Below are 20,387 nucleotides of genomic sequence, written 5' to 3'. Positions count from 1 at the left end.
TGCAACATGCGTAGGTACGCCTACGTGAACACTGCATCATACGTAGGGGTCAGGCACGCCTGGCCCCTGCGCTAACACTGTGCAACATGCGTAGGTACGCCTACGTGAACACTGCATCATGCGTAGGGGTCAGGCACGCCTGACCCACAAAACCATCAACCGTTGTTGATAGTAATTCCTATTATCATCTATTTAACTGCTGAAATTCTATCCTCACCGCGTAAGAATTTCGTAATAAGTAAAAGATTTCATCTCATTTCTTCACGATTTCCATCCCCCTCCCAGTGCTTTATACAGTGTAATCTGCTGGTTTAGCTGCCCGAGACGGGTGGTAATCAATGATTGCTGCACCGCATACAGCGAGCGTTGTGCCACCAGTACATTCAGATAATTGTCCACGCCTTCCCGGTAGCGCACGTTGGCAAAATCGAAGTTACGCTGGTTCGCGATTTCATCTAACTGACGTGCTTTCAACTCATCCTGGTAGGTTTCCTGCCCGGCCAGGGCATCCCCCACCTCTTTAAATGCCGTCTGAATCGTCTTCTCATAATCCGCAATTTGAATGCGTTTTTGCAGTTTGGCGATATCCAGATTGGCCGAGTTCACCCCGCCATCGAAGATGGGCAAATTGATACTGGGCCCAAATGACCAGGCGGCCGTGCCACCCGACAGCAGATGGCTAAAGGCCGCAGAGGTGGAACCTCCCGCCGCCGTCAGTGAAATGCTGGGGAAGAACGCAGCACGTGTCGCACCGATGTTGGCATTCGCCGCCTTTAACGTGTGTTCAGCGGCGATAATATCCGGGCGATGCGTCAGCAGGTCGGAAGGCAACCCGGCCGGCGTGGCCGGGAAGTTCCATGCTTTCTGCAAACGGGCGCCGGCCAGCAGACTGGCGGGCAGATCGCTGCCCACCAGTAGCCTCAGTGCATTAACATCCTGGCGTACCTGGCGGCTGTAGGTCGCAATATCCGCCTGCGCCGCACGTACCGCCGTTTCGGCCTGTACCAGATCCTGTTCGCTGGCCACGCCGCCGTCATAGCTGCGTTTCGTCAGATCCCAGGAGTCCTGCTGGCTTTTTGCCGTATCCTGCGCCAGTTTCAGCAGATCGTTATCGGAACACAGCGAAAGATAGCCAGAAGCCACTTCAGCAATCAGGGTGATCTGCGTTGCCCTTTGCGTGGCCGCGCTGGCCAGCCACGCTTCCAGTGCCTGATCGCGCAGGCTTTGCAAACGACCAAAGAAGTCCAGTTCCCAGGCGGTGACACCCAGGCTGGTATTCAGTTGGTGATACGTCACCGGTCCGCTGCTCTGCGTGCTATAGAGATTCCCCGGGAGATGCGTGGCGCTATCGCTGGCATTGAAATCAAGCGATGGCATCAGGGCGGCGCGATCAACTTGCACCTGCGAACGCGCCACCTCCACATTCAGCGCCGCCACCCGCAGGTCACGGTTGTTGGACAGCGCACTGGCGATCAGCCTGTGCATAACCGGGTCGGTAAAGAAGTTCTGCCAGCGGATGTCCGCGCCATCACCACGCACCGCCCCCCCCTGACTCTCGTAATGCGCCGCAACGGGTAAAGCCGGGCGATGATAGTCTGGGGCCATAGTACACCCCGTGAGGATCATCGTCAGAGGCAAGATCCCCTGGGAGAAAGACTTACGCATCATGTTCTTCAACCTCAGTTTTCGGTTTTTTCTTCGCGGTAAAACGCTGGGCAACCACAACGTAAAACATCGGCACGAAGAAGATGGCCAGGAAGGTCGCAGTGATCATCCCGCCGACGACGGCAGTCCCTATCGAGTGCTGGCTTCCCGCACCGGCACCGTGAGACATCGTCAACGGCAGCACGCCGAGCACAAAGGCCATTGAGGTCATAATGATTGGCCGGATACGCAGTTTCGCCGCTTCAATTGCGGCTTCCACCAGTCCTTTTCCCTGATTTTCATGCAGATCTTTGGCAAACTCGACAATCAGAATGGCATTTTTGGCAGCCAGTCCGACAGTCGTCAGCAGCCCCACCTGGAAGAAGACGTCATTTTCCAGGCCACGCATCAACACCGCAAGAATGGTGCCTAACACGCCCATTGGTACCACCATCAGCACCGAGAATGGGATCGACCAGCTCTCATACAGTGCGGCAAGGCAGAGGAAGACCATCAGAATGGAAATGGTATACAGCGCCGGAGTCTGTGAACCGGACATCTGTTCCTCGTAGGACAACCCATGCCAGCCAACACGGAACCCTTTGGGCAGTTTGGCGGCAATCTCGTTGACAGCTTTTACCGCATCACCCGAGCTATACCCAGGCGCAGGCGAGCCCATAATCTCCACCGACGAGGCACCGTTAAAGCGCTCATAGCGCGGTGAACCGTATTCCCATTTGCCACTCCCGAAGGCGGAATAAGGGACCATGTCGCCACTGGCATTACGGAAGTACCATTTGTCGAGGTCTTCCGGTGTCACACGCGACCCCGCGTTACCCTGCACGTAGACCTTCTTAACGCGGGCGTTATAGATAAACTGGTTCACGTAGCTCGAGCCCCAGGCCGTGGAGAGCGTATCGTTAACATCTTCCAGGCTGAGGCCCAGCGCCCGCGCACGTTCATCATCAATAATCAGATGATATTGCGGCTCATCTTCCATCCCGTTCGGACGGGTAGCGAACAGGCGCTTATCTTTCGCTGCCATCGACAGGAATTGATTACGCGCGGCCATCAGTGCGGCATGCCCCTGGTTATTGACGTCCTGCAGGAAGAAGTCGAAGCCGGTCGCATTCCCCAGCTCCATAACGGCTGGCGGTACCAGAGCAAACACCTTGGCATCTTTGAGTGTGGCGAAGTGCGCCATCGTGCGGGCGGCCAGTTTCTGCACCGACTGCTCGCTGTTGCGCTGGTCCCAGGGTTTCAACAGCACGAAGGACATGCCGACATTTTCCCCACGCCCGGCAAAACTGAAGCCATTCGGCGAGAAGACCGATTTAACCTCAGGTTCGTTCTTCAGCAACCAGCCACCAATGTCATTCAGTACCTCCTGGGTGCGTCCACTGGAGGCATTGGCGGGCAGCGTCACCTGCACCATCATCACCCCCTGGTCCTCATCCGGCAGGAATGAGGTGGGTACGCGGGTAAACAGATAACCTGTTGCGGCGATAATGGCCACGTAGATCACCAGGAACAGCTTTCGTTTGGAAATAACGCGACTCACGCCGCGGGTGTAATAAAGCGTCCCGGTGTCGAATTTACGGTTAAACCAGCCCGCCATCCCGGTGGTTTTATGCTCGGCAGAGGTCGCTTTCAGCAGCGTGGCGCAGAGTGCAGGGGTGAAAATCATCGCCATCAGCACCGAGAGCGCCATCGCAGAGACAATAGTGATTGAGAACTGGCGATAGATAACCCCGGTGGAACCACTGAAGAAGGCCATCGGCAGCAGCACCGCTGACAGCACCAGCGCAATCCCCAGTAGTGCTCCTTGAATCTGCTGCATGGACTTAATCGTGGCGGCCTTCGGATCCAGCCCTTCGTCGTGCATCACACGTTCGACGTTTTCCACCACCACGATAGCGTCATCCACCAACAGCCCGATGGCCAGCACCATTCCAAACATCGTGAGAATATTGATGGTGTAACCGCAGGCCGCAAGAATACCGAATGTGCCCAGCAGCACCACCGGAACCACCATCGTGGTAATCAGCGTGGCACGCAGGTTTTGCAGGAACAAAAGCATGACCATGAAGACCAGCACAATCGCTTCGATCAGCGTTTTCACCACTTCCTCAATCGAGGCACTGACAACGGGTGCTGTATCGTACGGGAAATTGACTTTCACCCCTTCCGGCAGGAAAGGTTTAATGCCGTCAACGGTATGTCGCACGCTGTTGATCGCATCCAGCACGTTACCGCCACTGGCAAGGCGCAGTGCAATACCGACCGACGGTTCACCGTTAAAGGTGGAGGAAATGCTGTAATCCTGTGGGCCAAGATCGATACCGCCCACGTCACGCAGGCGCACCTGTGAACCATCAGCATTGACCTTTAACAGAATATTTTTGAACTGCTCCACTGACTGCAGACGGGTTTTCCCGACGATAGTCGCACTGAATCTTGCGCCCGACACCGTCGGTAATCCGGCGAGTTTACCGCTGGAAACCTGCACGTTCTGCTGGCTGATCGCCGTAGTGATATCGCTGGGAACCAGCTGGTATTTATACAGTTTTGCCGGGTCGAGCCAGATACGCATTCCGTACTCGGCCCCCATCACCATAAAATCCCCCACGCCGTTGCTGCGTGCAATCGGGTCCTGTAATTTCGACACCATCAGGTCAGCGAGATCGCCATTACTCAGCTTGGGATTACTCGACGTCAGCCCGACCACCAGCATAAAGTTGGCCTGGTACTTACGGATGTTGATCCCCTGATTCACCACTTCGGTCGGTAATTGTGATTCAGCCAGCGACACTTTGTTCTGCACCTGCACCTGGGCAATATCCGGGTCTGTGCCCTGATTAAAGGTGACGATGATTGACGCACTGCCGTCACTGTTACTTTGTGATTCGATATAACGCAGGTTATCCAGCCCGTTCAACTGCTGTTCAATGACCTGCACCACGGTATTTTGCGTCGTTTCTGCGCTCGCACCCGGATAGGCTACCTGCACCGAAATCGCCGGGGGGGCAATATTCGGGTACTGGTTGATGGGCAGACTCAAAATCGACAGTCCCCCCACCAACATCACCACAATAGCGATCACCCAGGCAAAGATGGGACGTTCAATAAAAAATTTAGACATCAGGGTTTCCTTGCTACTGCGCCGATGCGTCGGTGGTAGTCAGATTGACTTTCGAGGCGTTCGATGACCCACTCGTGCTGGCAGTGGTGGTCACTCGCGTTCCGGCCTGCACAGTTTGCAGCCCATTCAAGACCACCCGGTCGCCCGATTTCAGTCCGGAATTCACCAACCATTTGTGACCGATCATCTGACCGGTGGTGATCGACTGCTCCTTGATGCGGTTGTCCGCGTCCACCAGGTAGACATAAGGCCGACCTTTGGTGTCATGCATGATCGATTCCTGCGGCACCAGAATGCCCTGTTCGGCGATCCCCTGCGGGAAACTGGCGTGGACAAACATGCCCGGCAGCAGTTCACGTTTCGGATTGGGGAAGATGGCACGCAACGTAACGCTGCCGGTGCTTTCATCCACCGTCACTTCCGAGAACTCCAGCCGCCCCTCTTGCGGATAGAGAGAACCATCTTCCAGCGTCAGTTTTACCGCCGCAGCATGATCTCCCACTTTTTTTAACAGCCCTTCGGCCAGTGCGCGACGCTGCGCGATGAGATCCAGTGACGAGGTACTGACATCGACATAAATGGGGTCGAGCTGCTGGATAAGACTCATATAACTGCTTTGCCCGTTGGTCACCAGCGCCCCTTCGGTCGATAGTGAACGCCCGATATGACCGGAGATGGGCGCCCGTACCTGGGTGTAATTGAGGTTAACGCGCGCCGTTTCGACATCGGCTTTCGCTTCACGCGCAGTGGCTACCGCGTCGTCGTAGGTCTGTTGACTGATGGCATGAGCAGCGGCTAGCGGTTTGTAGCGCGCTGCCACTTTGTCCGCGTTGATCAAGGTCGCCAGTGCTTTGTCGTAGGAGGCTTGATAACTGGCGGGGTCTATCTGATAAAGCGATTGTCCCGCTTTCACTTCGCTCCCCTCCGTGAACAGGCGTTTAAGGACAATACCGCTGACCTGGGGGCGCACTTCTGCCGTACGGATGGCCGTGGTTCGGCCCGGTAACTGTTTAAACAACGTGACCGGCTCACTGTGTAAGGTGCTGATACCGACCTGAACGGACGTGTCTTGAGGCGGGGTCGTGGTCTGGTCGCAGGCGGCCAGCAAAAAAAGCAAACTCGCGGGAAGAATCCTTAAGCGCATGGTGAAGTCTCAATTAGATAGCTTTAAAATTAATAACGAGAGTGATTACTCTCATAAAAGAAGGGCATTATAGAGGGTGCAAAAATCTGGCTGTGTTAAGTTTCCGCTAAGTTCTTTATCGAAACGCGACGAGTAAGCTTCTAGTGCCGCATCGGTTGGCGGATGCTGATAGCTGTTGCCTCCTGCAATTAATGCCCTGGTTAACCCAGTGGCTCAACGCCCCTCCTTCTGAGTTCACGCCGGGCCAGATCCTTCAGCCAGCAGGCGAGCGTCACATTGTCATTGTCGGTGATCATTCTCAACTGATCGTGCAGCTGAGGGTGGATGCGTAGCTGAAAGGCGGCTGAACGACCGCCAGTTTTTGGCGTCCTGTCTTTAAGTTTCGGCATATTATCGGTTCCTGAAGGTCAAAAACGCCCCCCGCAGCGCTACCAACACCTCAGGGGGCTGACACGACACAATGGAATGCGTTACTGCACCGTGGTGTCCCACCTTAGCCCTTTGGCCTGTGCTTATTTTGTCGATTCGTGTACGCACCACAGAAAAGTTGTCAGTAAAAGAAACTAACAGGATAAAATGGTGAAATAGAGATTGAAGGGGTAAAAAAAAACCCACGCAAAGGCGTGGGCTGGCGGTGTGACTCTGAGGGATCAGCCCGGATGGTAAATCGCATCCGGGGCGATATTCATATGCTTCAGTACCGGGCCAATAATGTTGCCGAATACCGGGGCGGCGACCGATCCACCGAAGTGATCGCCTGCCGTCGGATGGTTGATCATAATCACCAACGCCACCTGCGGGTTACTGGCGGGAGCCACTCCGGCGGTGTAGTTGATATAGCCGCCATCATATTTGCCGCTGTCGCCCATCTTTTCTGCCGTACCGGTTTTTATGGCCAGACGATAACCCGGCACAGCAGCACGCACCCCGCTGCCGCCCGGTAAGGCATCACTTTCCATCATATGCACGACGGCACGTACCGTGTCTTCATCCGCCACGCGGCGGCCCGCCACAGGCGGGCTGACCTTCGTGATGGACAGTGGCCGATAAACACCAAAAGACCCCAGAGTGGCGTATTCTCGCGCAATCTGCAGTGGTGTCACGCGCAGGCCGTAGCCAAAGGAGAAGGTCGCACGCTCGATATCGGCCCAGCGCTCACGGTGCAGCGGGAAGTAGCCCACGCTTTCCCCGGTCAAACCTAATCCGGTGGGCTTACCGAGACCAAACGCATGGTAGGTATTTACCAACACCTCTGCCGGCATCGCGAGGGCAATGTGCGACACGCCAATATCACTGGATTTTTGCAGAATACCGGTCATGGTCAGACGCGGCCAGTGGCCAACGTCGCGGATCAAGTGGCCATTGACGCGATAAGGCGTGGTATCCAGTACCGAATCCGGGCGCACCAGTTTACGTGCCAGCCCTTCCATCACCACCAGCGGTTTCACCGTTGATCCGGGTTCAAAACTGTCATTGATGGCCGTGTTGCGCATCTGCGCAGGGGAGACATCGACAAAGTTGTTGGGATTAAAGGACGGATAGGACGCCATTCCGAGGATCTCCCCGGTATCGATTTTCACCAACACCGCCGCACCCGAGTCCGCCTTATTCAGGAGTACCCCATCGCGCAGTTTGCTGTAGAGGGTGTACTGATCAAATTTATCAATGCTGAGCTGCACGGTGGGGGGCTGCTGTGGCGGCTCATAGTTAATCATCGCAACGATATTGCCACTGGCATCCTGACGGTATTTTTCCACGCCGGGTGTGCCCTGTAATAGCTTATCAAAGCCCTTTTCCAGCCCGGTCAGCCCGGCATTATCCGCCCCGACAATACCGAGCAGGGGTGCCGTTGCCTCACTCATCGGGTAGTAACGACTGTCGTCGTAAACCGTGGTGATCCCGGCCAGATGCAACTTGACGATATCTTTGGCAATCCCTAATTCAATTTTACGCCCGAGGTAAAGAAAGCGGCGTTTCGGATTGGCATTAATCTGCGCGGCAAGTTGCTCAGGGCGTTGCTCCAGCGCATTGGCAAGATATTCCCACTTGGGACTGGTAAAATCAGGGTGCCCTTCCAGCACACGTTGCGGGTCGGCAATCACATCGCGTGACGGCACGCTTAACGCCAGCGCTTCGCCGTTACGATCCAGCAGCGTTCCCCGGTTAGTCGGCAGGGTGACGGTACGTAATGAGCGTTCATCGGCCTGTTTTTCCAGCATCGGATGGTTGATCAGCTGTAAATCGGCCACGCTCGCCAGCAGAAAGACCAGGCAAGCCAGAACCCCCAGACAGACCACCCGGAATCGCACAGGGTTGAACGTGGGTGCAGGCTGAGATTTCGCCGAGTTTCGTTTAAACGGGGGCATGTAGGTTCCGGTGCAGGCTGGGAGATAACTTGCTGGCAGTTATACAAAAAATGCTGTGGAGATGACAGGGAAACTGTGTTTCAGATCGTGAGTGACACAGCCGGAGAACAGCCTGAAGCGCATTCAAAAAAGAAGAAATAAATCAGATGGTTAACATAAAAAACCCAAATAAATGGCAAAAAAAACCTGCGCATCTGCGCAGGTTGGTGAAACAAAGCGTTAAAAACTTTTTGATGTTCACCCATCAATACCTCTGGGACTTGAACTGTAGCAACCCTGCGCGTTAAGCCGCTACTCAGGAATCGCAACAGTTACCCGCAAAATGTAACCAGCTATGTGATTTATAGGGTTTTATGCAATCTCTCTCGTAAATCGGCACACCTTGCTAATAGTGAAATGCTCAGGCAGTGACATCCGCTTTTCTGATCTCCACCAGGCAGCTCATAGCATTCGGCCCCTGGGTCAGGGACGAGGTGCCAATATCCAACGTCAGCACGTTCGGATTCCCGGCTTGGTCGTAAGGTTTCCAGGCTTTACCGAAGCCCGGATTAAACCATGCCCCGGTGGCAATCAGTACCACCTGCGGGCTCACGCCGTCGCTGATGCGCACACCCGCCTGCATGATGCCACGATCGTTACTGACCTCAATCACATCGCCATCGCTAATACCCCGCGCTGCGGCATCCTGTGGATGCATCAGCAAGGTTTCACGTCCGGCCGTTTTATTCGCCTGTACCGATGGCGTGGCGTCCATCTGGCTGTGCAGACGATCATGCGGCTGAATGGAGATCATATGCAGCGGGAAACGCTGGCCAATCGGCGCACCCAGCCACTCCTGCGGCGGCTGCCACTCCGGGTGTGGGCCAAAGTCTGGCAGCTGATACCCGGCAATGGTTTCTGAGAACAGCTCGATCTTACCGCTGGCGGTTTTAATCGGGTGAGCAACCGGATCGCGGCGGAAATCGTCCATAAATACCCAGTCCTTCTCAGAAGGCGGGATCTCCACATGCCCCTGCTGCCAGAAGGTGTCGAACTCCGGGAAATCAATGCCTTTGCCATGATGCGCCACCGCGCACTGCTGGTAGAGATGCTCTATCCACTGGCGCTCGTTACGGTTTTCCGTAAAGGTATTGCGATAGCCCAGACGCTCGGCGATATCGGCAAAGATATCAAAGTCGTTGCGTGCCTGATGCTGCGGGTTAATCGCCTGGTGCATTGCCAGCACAAAGCGGTCTTTTGACGATCCACCAATATCATTGCGCTCCAGCGAGGTTGTCACCGGCAGGACGATATCGGCCATCTGTGCTGCGGGCGTCCAGACAATATCCTGCACAATCACTGTGTCCGGGCGCTGCCAGCCTTCCACCAGACGATTAAGCTGCTGATGATGATGGAACGGATTTCCGCCTGCCCAGTGAACCAGATGAATATCAGGATAGGTGTGCGTTTCCCCCTGGAAGGTATATTCCGTGCCGGGGTTCAGTAACATATCGCTGATACGCGCCACCGGGATCGCCAGATCGGCAATCGGATTGAATCCGGCAGACATCAGCGGCGATGGCCCTTCCGTTCGCGGGTTGCCTACGCTGTTCATCGAACCGTGGCCAAACGAGAATCCGGCGCCGGGCAGCCCCGGCTGACCCAGCATGGACGAGAGCGCAATCATCATCCAGTAAGGCTGTTCGCCACGATGCGCGCGCTGCACGGAATAAGAGCAGGTAATAAAGCTGCGTTTACCGCACAGCTGTTTTGCCAGCAGAGCAATACGCGCCGCCGGAATGCCGGTGATCTCGCTGGCCCACTGCGGTGTTTTCGCCTGGCCGTCACCCTCACCCAGCAGGTAAGCACGCAGCTGCGGGTACCCCACGCAGTGGGATTGCAGGAAGGCGTTATCGACGGCACCCAGGCGTTCAATTTCATAGCCCAGGGCCAGCATCAGGGCCACGTCCGTATTCGGGCGGATAGGGATCCACTCGGCGTTAACAAACGCCGGGCAGTCATCGCGCATTGGGCTGATATTCACCACCGGGGTGCCTTTCGCCGCCAGTTGAAGCAATGCTGGCTTCAGGCTGTGCTCCCCTGCGCCCCCCGAAGCCACCTGGCTGTTTTTCAGCGCCAGCCCGCCAAAAGCGATAAAAATCTCACAGTGTGAAACCACGCTCGGCCAGTCGGTCACGCGCCCGGTGAGCGGCATGTAGGTGCCAATCACATACGGCAGGAAGAACTGTGCCGCGCCCCAGCTGTAGTTGCCCTGCTGGTCGATGCCGCCACCGCCCAGATTATAGAAACGTCGGACCAGAGTACGCGCATGGTTAACGCGTCCGGCAGAAGACCAGCCGTAAGAACCGTTGAAGATGGCGCTGGCACCGTAACGATCGCGCACGCGGCGATTCTCTTCAGCCACCAGGTCCAGCGCGGTGTCCCAGTCCACTTCAACAAAATCTTCACGTCCGCGCAGGGTGCGGTCACTCTTTTCACGGGATGCCAGCCACGACCGACGTACCATCGGTTTACGGATACGTTTATCGGAGTAGACCAGTTCGGGGATGCTGTTGAGCATCGGTGACGGATCCTGATCGGCGAAAAAAGGCTCACAGCGGAGCAGTTTCCCGTCTTCAACTACGGCGCTAAAGGCACCCCAGTGGGCAAGATGTGGCACTTTTTTAATCGTCATGACAGGATCGACTCAGCAGGTATTTTTCTGGAAACTCAGAATATCATTTTTCATCCTGCAGCGGCACAGGCCGTTTATCGATCGGCTTTGCGATGGCTGCGACATTCTGCGGGGCGATGCAGGCTTGCAGTCACTGGCGCTTTCCGCAACACTAATGGCAATGTAAACGCTTACCCAGGAAGACATTTAACGAATGGCTACGATAAAGGATGTTGCCAGGCTCGCGGGCGTTTCGGTGGCGACCGTGTCGCGTGTGATTAATCACTCCCCTAAAGCCAGTGAAAGTTCGCGCCTGGCCGTAACCAGCGCGATGGAGTCCTTACAGTACCACCCGAACGCCAATGCACGGGCGCTGGCTCAACAGTCGACGGAAACCATCGGTCTGGTGGTCGGGGATGTTTCCGACCCGTTTTTCGGTGCCATGGTCAAAGCTGTCGATTCTGTCGCCTGGGAAACCGGTAATTTTTTGCTGATTGGTAACGGTTACCATAATGAGCAGAAAGAACGTCAGGCGATTGAGCAACTGATGCGTCACCGCTGCGCGGCGCTGGTGGTCCATGCCAAGCAGGTTCCTGATGCCGAGCTGGTGCCGTTGATGAAGCAGATCCCAGGGATGGTGCTGTTGAACCGCGTGTTACCGGGTTTTGAAACCCGCTGTATTGCACTGGATGACCGTTACGGCTCCTGGCTGGCAACGCGCTATCTGATCCAGCAGGGACACACTAACATTGCCTATATTTGCTCAACGCATTCCATTTCTGACGCTACCGACCGCCTGCAAGGCTATTACGATGCGTTGAAAGAGCACAACTTACCCTGTAATGACCGTCTGGTGGCCTTCGGCGAACCGGATGAAGTGGGCGGTGAACAGGCGATGACAGAACTGCTCGGCCAGGGAAAAACCTTCAGTGCCGTAGCCTGTTATAACGATTCGATGGCGGCGGGTGCGCTGGCCGTGCTGAGCGACAATGGCGTGCGGGTGCCGGAAGAGATGTCGCTGATTGGTTTTGATGACGTGCTGGTTTCACGCTATGTGCGGCCGCGTCTGACCACGGTGCGCTATCCGATTGTGACGATGGCACAGCAGGCGGCGGAACTGGCACTGGCGCTGGCGCACAATCAGCCACTGCCGGAGATTACGAATCTTTTCAGCCCGACGCTGGTGCGGCGTCATTCGGTCGGAGCACCGCAGTAAACAGGGACGAGGCATGCCTCGCCCCTACGGGTACGTCCACAGATGACGTAGGGGTTGGGCATGCCCGACCCGGTGTACATCCACAGATGACGTAGGGGTTGGGCATGCCCGACCCGGTGTACATCCACCGATGATGTAGGAGTTGGGCATGCCCGACCCGGTGTACATCCACCGATGACGTAGGGGTTGGGCATGCCCGACCCGGTGTACATACACCGATGACGTAGGGGTTGGGCATGCCCGACCCGGTGTACATCCACCGATGACGTAGGGGTTGGGCATGCCCGACCCGGTTTTATTTCAGCGCCTTATGATACAACCGCACCGCCGTCGCCGGATAATCCAACGCATCGCCCATATACTGCCAGCCAAAACGCTCGTAATAATCCGCACAGGCTGAATAGAGATACAGATTCGCATCACCGCGTTGATGACAACAGTCGATCACCGTCTGCTGGAGCTGTTCGCTTAAACCCTGCCCCCGGTAACTTTCATCGACGTACAGCGCCGCCAGCCAGGGAAACAGATCCTGGCGACTGATCAGATCGCAGCGCCATAATCCCACGGTACCCACCGGACGATCGCCGTCCAGCGCCACAAAGGTCAGCGGCAGATCGGCACCGTGCAAACTGCTGTCGATCACACTGGCAAAAAAGTCGCGGCTGTTATCGCTACCAAATGCCCGCCACTGCCAGTCGATAATCGTCTCGCGGTGTTCCGGCACGGTAGTTAACGGCACAATGCGCAGCAAACTCACACCAGCTTCCCCTGGAAAATCGGCACGGACTCAAACAGATAGCCGTCAAAGTCGGGTGCATCAGCATCTGACAACTCCAGCAGACTGTGTTTCACATTTTCCAGGTGCTGCCACATCGCCTGCCACGATCCCATCACATCACGACGACGCAGCGCGGCGAGGATGGTCTGATGATCGCCCAGCCATTTCAGCCGGTAGCTGCGGGTTTCAATGTGGGCGCGCAGCTGCTGCCACAGCGGGCTGCTCTCATGATGACGCCAGATGCTGTTGACGGTATCCAGCAGCATCTGATTCTGAGTGGCCCCGGCCAGCAACAGATGGAACAGCTTGTCATTGTCCTGACTTTTATCGTCGAGGGCGATGGCGCGCTGCTCCTGCTCCAGGGTGCGTTTGAGGTTTTCAATATCGGCTTTAGTCGCCATTTTCGCCGCAAATGCGGCGATATTACTCTCCAGCAGCTGGCGCGCCTGCAACATCTCAAACGGCCCGACGTCGCTGCGGAAAAATGCCTCCTCTTCGTCACTGCTTTCCGACGGGATGCGCATCACATAAACGCCGGAGCTTTGGCGAATATCCACCGTTCCTTCCAGCTCCAGCATCAATAGCGCTTCACGCACAATGGTGCGGCTGACGCCCCAGGTTTCCGCAATATTGCGTTCAGGCGGCAGACGAGAGCCAACAGGGTAGTGGCCATCGATGATTTGCTGCCGCAGATCGTGCCCGATTTCCTGATACTGCTTTTTTTCCTGCGCAGGCGCACCTTTGTCCACAGAGCTTCACCTTTTAAATCATTATGACCATCAATGACGCCTAGCTTACCAAAGCCAGCGCCTGATCGAGTACTTTTGCGCCGTTAAGGGTGCCATAAGCCACCGAATCAATCACCGCAATCGGGATATTGTGGCTGTCGGTAAGTTTGCGGTTCTCTTCAAGCTTAAAGCGCACCTGCGGCCCCAGCAGCACCACCGCCACTTCGCCGGGGTAGTTTTCCAGCTCGTCACGCAGATTCTGTTCCGGGATCGCATAGATTTGGTATGCCAGTCCACGGGCAGCAGCTTCTTTTTCCATTCGCGTCACCACCATTGAGGTGGACATGCCTGCTGCGCAGGCCAGTACGATACGTTGCATGGGTAACTCCTTATTTGGCTTCATCATCCAGGGTGACAGAGAGCTGGCGCTGTTCGCTGACCTGTTGATACCAGTGAGCGGATTTTTTCATCCGGCGTTGGCGCTGGCAATCCAGGTCGATTTCAATCAGTCCGTAGCGGTTCTTGAAGGCATTCATCGGGGAAACATTGTCGGTGAAGGCCCACAGCATATAGCCCAGGCAGTTCATTCCAGCGGCGTTTGCCCGCACGGCCTGGTAAAGGTGTTCGGTGATAAAGGCGATGCGGTAGTCATCCTGTATCTCGCCGTCAGCATTTTTGAAGCGCGCTTCGTTCTCAATCCCCATCCCGTTTTCAGCGATAAACCACGGGAAATTGTCGTAGTCATTCTTCATACGCAAGGCCATATCCCAGACGATGGCGGGCTGAATCTCCCAACCACGCGAGGTGTTCATACGCCGCCCCGGCAGTTCGAAATGCTCGTAGTAAAAGGCCGGATGGAATGGGGTTTCCGGGTGCCAGGCACGCGATGGCGCTTTCACGCGGTGCGGGTAATAGAGGTTGATGCCGACTTCATCTACGCGGTTGGCGGAGATAATCGCCAGCTCCTGCGCGTTGTAATCCCATTTCACCTGATGTTTTTCCAGCAACTGAACCAGCTCCGCCGGGTATTCGCCTTTGATGGCCGGGTCAAGGAAAACGCGGTTGTAGAACAAGTCGTACATTTCCGCCGCTTTCACATCATGCGCCGCACTGGAACGCGGGTACGTCACTTCCGGGTTCAGGATGGTGCCAACCGTGCCCTGATAACCTTTCTCCCGGAACAGCTGCACCACTTTCGCCGTGGCGAGATTTTTATGGTGGTTCCACTGCATCCATTTGTCAGTGTTCTGCTCGTATGGCCAGCGCAGCGCATCCAGATAGACCCGCGTCTGCACCACAATCGGCTCGTTAAAGGTAAACCAGCGCGTCACCTTGTGGGCGTAACGTGCAAACACCTGCTCTGCGTAACGGACAAACAGCTCCACCACATGCTTTGAACCCCAGCCGCCGTGCTGCTCCAGCAGGGCAGCTGGCAGCTCGTAGTGTTCCAGGCACAGCATCGGCTGAATGCCGTTTGCCAGCAGCTCATCGATCAGGTTGTCGTAATACGCGGCGTACTCTTCATCAACGACGGCATTTTCATAATCAGTCAGAAAGCGCGACCAGTTAATCGAGGTGCGGTAGTGCGTCAGCCCCGAGGCTTTCATCAAGGCGACATCTTCTTTATAGCGATTGATAAAGTCGGTGGCGATCGCCGGGCCGTAACCGTTGTGCCAGACATGACGATCGTTCTGATACCAGGCATCGAGGTAAGAGTCCTGCCCCGCTTTCTTGCCACTCCAGCCTTCGGTTTGCCACGCGGAAGCCGCGGCCCCGAGAATAAAATCGGCCGGGATAGTGACGTTGATTGTGCTCATCATAGCTCCTTAGTGTTTCGCGAGTTCAGGCTGTAACGCGCGGGCTTCAGCGGCCTCTGCACGGCGCGCAGCGATTTTGACAAACGGCAGATAGACCAGAATGGAGACGATAATGCAGACGATTTGCGTCACCACAGCCCCCATCGATCCGGCGGTAGAGAGCCAGGCATTGATGATCGGCGGCGTGGTCCAGGGCACCATCACTACCGCTTTCCCGGCAAACCCAGTGACCGTGGCGAAGTAACCTATCGATCCGGTGATCAGCGGCGTGATAATGAACGGGATGGCGAGGATCGGGTTGAGCATAATCGGCATGCCGAAGATCACCGGTTCGTTAATGTTAAACAGGCCAGGACCGAATGACAGCTTGGCGATTTCCCGCATCTCTTTGCGTTTGGTTGCCAGCATCACCGCCGTCAGTAAGCCGATCGTCAACCCGGACCCACCGATGCTCATATACACATCCCAGAACGGCATGGTGATGATATTCGGTGCTTCAATGCCCTGCTCAAAGGCGTTCATATTGACCAGGATCGCCCCCAGCAGCAGCGGTTCGCGGATCGGTTTCACCATCTGATTACCGTGAATACCGATCACCCAGAACAGCTGGGCAACAAACATCAATAGCAGAATACCCCACAGGCTCTGCACCACCGATTCCAGCGGTTCCTGCACAATTTTGTACACCGCGTCATACAGATACATGCCGGTGAAACGGTGGAAGATAAAACCAAACGTGGCGATGGCGGAGACGGTAATAATCGATGGGATCAGCGCCGAGAACGAAGCTGCCACATTCGGTGGTACCGTATCCGGCATTTTGATTTTTAGCCGATCGATATTTTCCAGTCGGCAATAGATCTCGACGGAGAGAATGGCAATAAACATGCCGAGGAACAGGCTTTTGGTATCCGAGAACTGTTTCGCCAGCACGTCAGTGACCACCTGCAACTGGCCGTTGACCATCATGCTTAATGTCGTTGGCGTGACGGCGATAAAACAGATAATCGCCAACAGACCCGGGAACAGGGTTTTGATGCCGTTGATTTTCCCCAGTTCAATACCGATCAGGAACACTGCACCGATATTCAGAAAACTGAGCGTCGCATAGTTAATACTGGAAGTAATGGGTTTGAGTTCGGCGAGGAACGACAGCGCCTCAAAGCTCGCCAGCCCGTTCTTGCCATCCAGCACCATATTGGAAATCAGCACCGAAAACGCACCGACAATAATCACCGGCATCAGGGTAATAAACGAGGCCTTGATCGCCATGATGTAGCGGTAGCTGTTGAATTTTGTGGCAAAACTCCCCAGCGAGTCGATTAGCCGATCCTGTAGAGACATGTGTAAATCCTCGAGGTAAGGGGTCAGGCATCCCGGCACTGGTATTTGTTGAACTTCCGCTGTTGTGGCATACCAAAAATAAACAATTACGAGTTATTTACTGTGATATGACTCTCAGAAGTGATCACTGGTATTCCAATAAGATAATTAAACCAATTTTGGCATACCAATGGAGGCAATGATGGATTTCGAGCAGACCATGATGGAATTGTTGATCAATGCAGGCGAAGCACGATCCCACGCCATGAGCGCCATTCAGCACGCCCGTAAGCGCGAATGGCAGCAGGCCGATGCGGCACTGGCGGCTTCACTGGAAGCGTCAAAAGGAGCCCACAAGATACAGACACAGCTGATAGGGGCTGATGAGGGATGTGGCAAAGTGCCGGTCACGCTGATCCTCGTTCATGCCCAGGATCACCTGATGAATGCGATGCTGTGCCGCGATCTGGCGGAAGAGATTGTGCTGTTAAGGAAAGAGATGTTTGCAGAATAGTCGTATCCGCAATGGGCCGATCGGAAGAAATGATCGGCTCCTGCAATAAATCGCGATGTCGTGGTGGTTTTAACGCTACAGCGAGCACACTGACTACGAGGATGGGGCCAGTTTGAGGTAAGCCGGACGTCACGCGCCAGGACGGCGCGTGCCGAGGCCCGCAGGGATGCGTCTTTTGCCGATCCGGTGTGCTCAAACTGGCCTCAGCCCTGTCACATCAGCAGCAGCGAATAAAATGTCTGTAACGGGGTGATTTGAGGCCGATCGGAAAAAGTGATCGGCCCCAGCGGTGCGTAAGGCTTATTTTTATACTCAGCGGTCGTTCTGCGTGATATTCTTTTACGAGGAAAAGGAGAGGTAAATATTAAAAGGAAGGGCAAGGATGAATGATATTGATATGGAAGAAAAACTGCTGAAAAGTGGATTTACGACTAAAGAAATTAGAAAAATAAAATATTTTGTGAAAAAAAACCGCACAACCTATGCGCAAGTTCTGATAAAGTTAAGGCGAGTTTTTTTAGGGATAGCAACTCTCAGATTAATAATGACACTTCTCCTGATTTCGACTTATGAAGAAAACAACATGGATGGTTTTTATGGATTTCTGGTGGGGTATGTTTTTGCCATGATCGTTTCTGAAATCCTCGCCCCAACCAAGTTAGGGGCGAAGATATTTATTCATGGCAGGAAATTAATAACTTGATTAAGTTATTCTTCCAGTGCTGTTTTTATAGTAATAGCATCACCTGTGCCTTCGATTAAAAGAGAAGGCACACTCATTCTCTTCACATTTCTAATATAGTCTGAAGGGAGAAAGTTAAACAATCTTCTGGCATCTGGTTTTAATACAAAACGGGCCATGCCATACGCAGAGAGTGATAAGTCCATTGAACTGTAAGCTAGTGCGCCGACTTTCTCATCAAACCCCATGAACCTTGCTGTATTTATATATCCTTCTTTTATTTTTCCAACATGGCCTTCACTACCATTTTTAATATTTACAATTCCTTCTTCAATACCATTTATCCCATGCAGAAAAAGTGTGGCACCAGCAACCATACCCACAATGTTTAAATGAGCAAGTGAACCGGTAAAAATTGTAATTCCCGCAACTATCTGAAATCCCCCCAGCACAACCCCTACTCCATTAATGATATATCCCCAGGAATCCAGTTCTTTAACAATTTTCCCCGATGCCACTATTTTTGCATTATGCCCAAGCAGGCTCCATGTTTGCCTGTCGATAAAAGCCCTCTCCTGCCGAAGATTATCCAGGGAGTCCCGGCATACCCTTTCACTTTTTTTTCAGAATACAGACCGATCTTAATTCTTATTCACACTCTGCTGGATTAGCGGCAGGCAGAAGAGATTGTGCTGTTAAGGAAAGAGATGTTTGCAGAATAGTCGTGCGCGGCAACGGGCCGATCGGAAAAAATGATCGGCCCCTGCAATAAATCGCAATGTCGTGGTGGTTTTAACGCTACAGCGAGCACACTTACTACGAGGATGGGGCCAGTTTGAGGTAAGCCGGACGTCACGCGACAGGATGGCGCGTGCCGAGGCCCGCAGGGATGCGTCTTTTGCCGATCCGGTGTGCTCAAACTGGCCTCAGCCCTGTCACATCAGCAGTAGCGAATAAAATGTCTGTAATGGGCTGATTTGAGGCCGATCGAAACAAATGATCGGCCCCTATGGCACGGGGGAATGGATTACAGTTCCAGCGCCAGCAGCTCGGCCACGGTTTGCGCGCGGCGGATCTGGCGCGACTGGCCGTTTTCGAACAGCACTTCCGGGATCAACGGACGGCTGTTGTAGTTCGACGACATGGAGGCACCGTAAGCGCCGGTATCGTGGAACACCAGATAATCGCCCACCTTCACCGCTGGCAGTGCACGGGTTTCGACTTTGCCGCCTTCCAGTTGGGTAAAGACATCGCCCGATTCGCACAGCGGCCCCGCCACCACGCTCTCAATCGTGTTTTCCTCGTCCAGTGTGCGACCGTCCCCGGCAATGGCCGAAATATGGTGGTAGCTGCCATACAGTGACGGACGCATCAGATCGTTAAACCCGGCATCCACCAGCACAAAGTGACGGCTGCCCATCGATTTAACCGCCCGCACCTGGCTGACCAGCACACCGGATTCTGCCACCAGGAAACGTCCCGGTTCGATTTCCAGTTTGACCGGATGACCCAGATGCTGTGCCACGCGCTTGCGTGCGGCATCCCAAAGACCGTAATAGTGGTTGGTATCAATCGTCTCTTCACCAAAGTGATAAGGGATCGACAGCCCGCCTCCGGCAGAAATAGCCTCCAGATCCTGGCCAAAGCTCACCACCTGATTCACCATCGCATCGCACACCTGCTCAAGGTGTCCGTAGTCCACGCCGGAACCGATATGCATGTGGATCCCCACCAGCTTCATCTGATGCTGCTGGATGGCTTCCAGTGCCAGGCCCATATCACCATGCCAGATCCCGTGCTTGCTGTTTTCACCACCGGTATTGGTTTTCTGGCTGTGGCCGTGACCAAAGCCCGGGTTAACGCGCAGCCAGACCGGATGCCCGGCAGACACCTGCCCCAACTGATGCAGCATATCGACGGAACCGGCGTTGACCGGCACTTTCAGCTCGGCAACCCGTGCCAGCGTGGGTTCATCGAGCAAATCAGCCGTAAACACAATTTCATCGCCACCGGCCTGATAACCTGCGGCCAGCGCGCGTTCAATCTCCCCCAGGGAAACAGAATCCACCTTCACGCCCGCGGCACGCATCAGGCGCAGAATGTGAATATTCGAACAGGCCTTCTGCGCGAAGCGGACCACATCAAACTGCTGAAGCTGGCTGATGCGGGCCTGGATGATACTGGCATCATAAGCCCAGAATGGGCCGCCATAGTGGCGTGCCAGCGGTAACAGGTTGTCCTGAGTCAGGGCGGTGGTAGTGTCAGTAAGCAGGCGCGGCATAAGGATTCTCCATAAGTTTATGCCTCTATTACGCCACAGCCTGAGACGGGATAAAAATATCTTTTTTATCGCACTCTATTCATCCATGATATGGCTTTA

Annotated in this window: 16 protein-coding genes; 3 read left to right on the top strand and 13 right to left on the bottom strand. The window is 54.7% G+C overall.

Annotation, left to right across the window (positions count from 1 at the left end; all coding sequences use genetic code 11):
- Positions 1 to 261: 261 nt before the first annotated feature.
- From FY046_RS16910 to FY046_RS16885, 6 genes are all read right to left on the bottom strand, one after another.
- Entirely contained in the window at positions 262 to 1,668 is a 1,407-nt protein-coding gene (locus tag FY046_RS16910; RefSeq protein WP_446186303.1) for an efflux transporter outer membrane subunit, read from the bottom strand.
- Positions 1,658 to 4,786 (bottom strand): efflux RND transporter permease subunit, encoded by a 3,129-nt coding sequence (locus FY046_RS16905; protein WP_133846094.1) that lies wholly within the window; start codon positions 4,784 to 4,786, stop codon positions 1,658 to 1,660. Before FY046_RS16905 ends, FY046_RS16910 begins: the two co-directional genes overlap by 11 nt.
- 13 nt (positions 4,787 to 4,799) lie before the next feature.
- Positions 4,800 to 5,930: an efflux RND transporter periplasmic adaptor subunit gene (locus FY046_RS16900; RefSeq protein WP_446186302.1), complete on the bottom strand. Its 1,131-nt coding sequence runs from the start codon at positions 5,928 to 5,930 to the stop codon at positions 4,800 to 4,802.
- Positions 5,931 to 6,130: 200 nt separating this feature from the next.
- The gene (locus FY046_RS16895; RefSeq protein WP_133846096.1) at positions 6,131 to 6,319 is read right to left on the bottom strand and encodes a toxin-antitoxin system HicB family antitoxin; all 189 of its coding nucleotides are present in this window, start codon (positions 6,317 to 6,319) and stop codon (positions 6,131 to 6,133) included.
- Between the two features lie 261 nt (positions 6,320 to 6,580).
- On the bottom strand, positions 6,581 to 8,296 hold the full coding sequence (locus tag FY046_RS16890; RefSeq protein ID WP_133846097.1) for a penicillin-binding transpeptidase domain-containing protein: 1,716 nt from the start codon (positions 8,294 to 8,296) through the stop codon (positions 6,581 to 6,583).
- A gap of 400 nt (positions 8,297 to 8,696) precedes the next feature.
- Entirely contained in the window at positions 8,697 to 10,970 is a 2,274-nt protein-coding gene (locus tag FY046_RS16885) for a molybdopterin guanine dinucleotide-containing S/N-oxide reductase (RefSeq protein ID WP_159337904.1), read from the bottom strand.
- 193 nt (positions 10,971 to 11,163) lie between these two features.
- On the opposite strand from FY046_RS16885, the gene galR reads away from it, so the two are divergent.
- Complete coding sequence (gene galR / locus FY046_RS16880; RefSeq protein ID WP_133846100.1) at positions 11,164 to 12,165, top strand: HTH-type transcriptional regulator GalR; 1,002 nt, start codon at positions 11,164 to 11,166, stop codon at positions 12,163 to 12,165.
- A gap of 295 nt (positions 12,166 to 12,460) precedes the next feature.
- Here the strand turns inward: galR and FY046_RS16875 are convergent, their stop codons facing one another.
- Genes FY046_RS16875 through FY046_RS16855 form a run of 5 tightly spaced genes read right to left on the bottom strand, consistent with a single transcriptional unit; the run spans position 12,461 to position 16,832 of the window.
- Complete coding sequence (locus FY046_RS16875; protein WP_133846137.1) at positions 12,461 to 12,916, bottom strand: GNAT family N-acetyltransferase; 456 nt, start codon at positions 12,914 to 12,916, stop codon at positions 12,461 to 12,463.
- 2 nt (positions 12,917 to 12,918) lie between these two features.
- On the bottom strand, positions 12,919 to 13,692 hold the full coding sequence (locus FY046_RS16870; protein ID WP_133846101.1) for an FCD domain-containing protein: 774 nt from the start codon (positions 13,690 to 13,692) through the stop codon (positions 12,919 to 12,921).
- Positions 13,693 to 13,732: 40 nt separating this feature from the next.
- Positions 13,733 to 14,050: a PTS sugar transporter subunit IIB gene (locus tag FY046_RS16865; protein ID WP_133846102.1), complete on the bottom strand. Its 318-nt coding sequence runs from the start codon at positions 14,048 to 14,050 to the stop codon at positions 13,733 to 13,735.
- 10 nt (positions 14,051 to 14,060) lie between these two features.
- A complete protein-coding gene (locus tag FY046_RS16860) occupies positions 14,061 to 15,488 on the bottom strand; it encodes a glycoside hydrolase family 1 protein (protein ID WP_133846138.1) in 1,428 nt (475 codons plus the stop codon).
- Positions 15,489 to 15,497: 9 nt separating this feature from the next.
- The gene (locus FY046_RS16855; protein WP_133846103.1) at positions 15,498 to 16,832 is read right to left on the bottom strand and encodes a PTS sugar transporter subunit IIC; all 1,335 of its coding nucleotides are present in this window, start codon (positions 16,830 to 16,832) and stop codon (positions 15,498 to 15,500) included.
- Between the two features lie 181 nt (positions 16,833 to 17,013).
- On the opposite strand from FY046_RS16855, the gene FY046_RS16850 reads away from it, so the two are divergent.
- Positions 17,014 to 17,325, top strand: a complete 312-nt coding sequence (locus FY046_RS16850) for a PTS lactose/cellobiose transporter subunit IIA (RefSeq protein ID WP_133846104.1) — start codon at positions 17,014 to 17,016, stop codon at positions 17,323 to 17,325.
- 382 nt (positions 17,326 to 17,707) lie between these two features.
- On the top strand, positions 17,708 to 18,028 hold the full coding sequence (locus FY046_RS16845) for a hypothetical protein (RefSeq protein WP_167863299.1): 321 nt from the start codon (positions 17,708 to 17,710) through the stop codon (positions 18,026 to 18,028).
- Positions 18,029 to 18,033: 5 nt separating this feature from the next.
- Here the strand turns inward: FY046_RS16845 and FY046_RS16840 are convergent, their stop codons facing one another.
- Entirely contained in the window at positions 18,034 to 18,600 is a 567-nt protein-coding gene (locus FY046_RS16840) for a DUF4225 domain-containing protein (protein WP_446186317.1), read from the bottom strand.
- 434 nt (positions 18,601 to 19,034) lie between these two features.
- Positions 19,035 to 20,288, bottom strand: coding sequence for a diaminopimelate decarboxylase (lysA, locus tag FY046_RS16835; RefSeq protein ID WP_431022099.1), 1,254 nt, complete (start codon positions 20,286 to 20,288; stop codon positions 19,035 to 19,037).
- Positions 20,289 to 20,387: the final 99 nt, after the last annotated feature.

The organism is Erwinia sp. 1181_3, from assembly GCF_052824965.1.
Note: the sequence above shows the minus strand (reverse complement) of the source record. Positions and strands in the feature narration are given on the sequence as shown.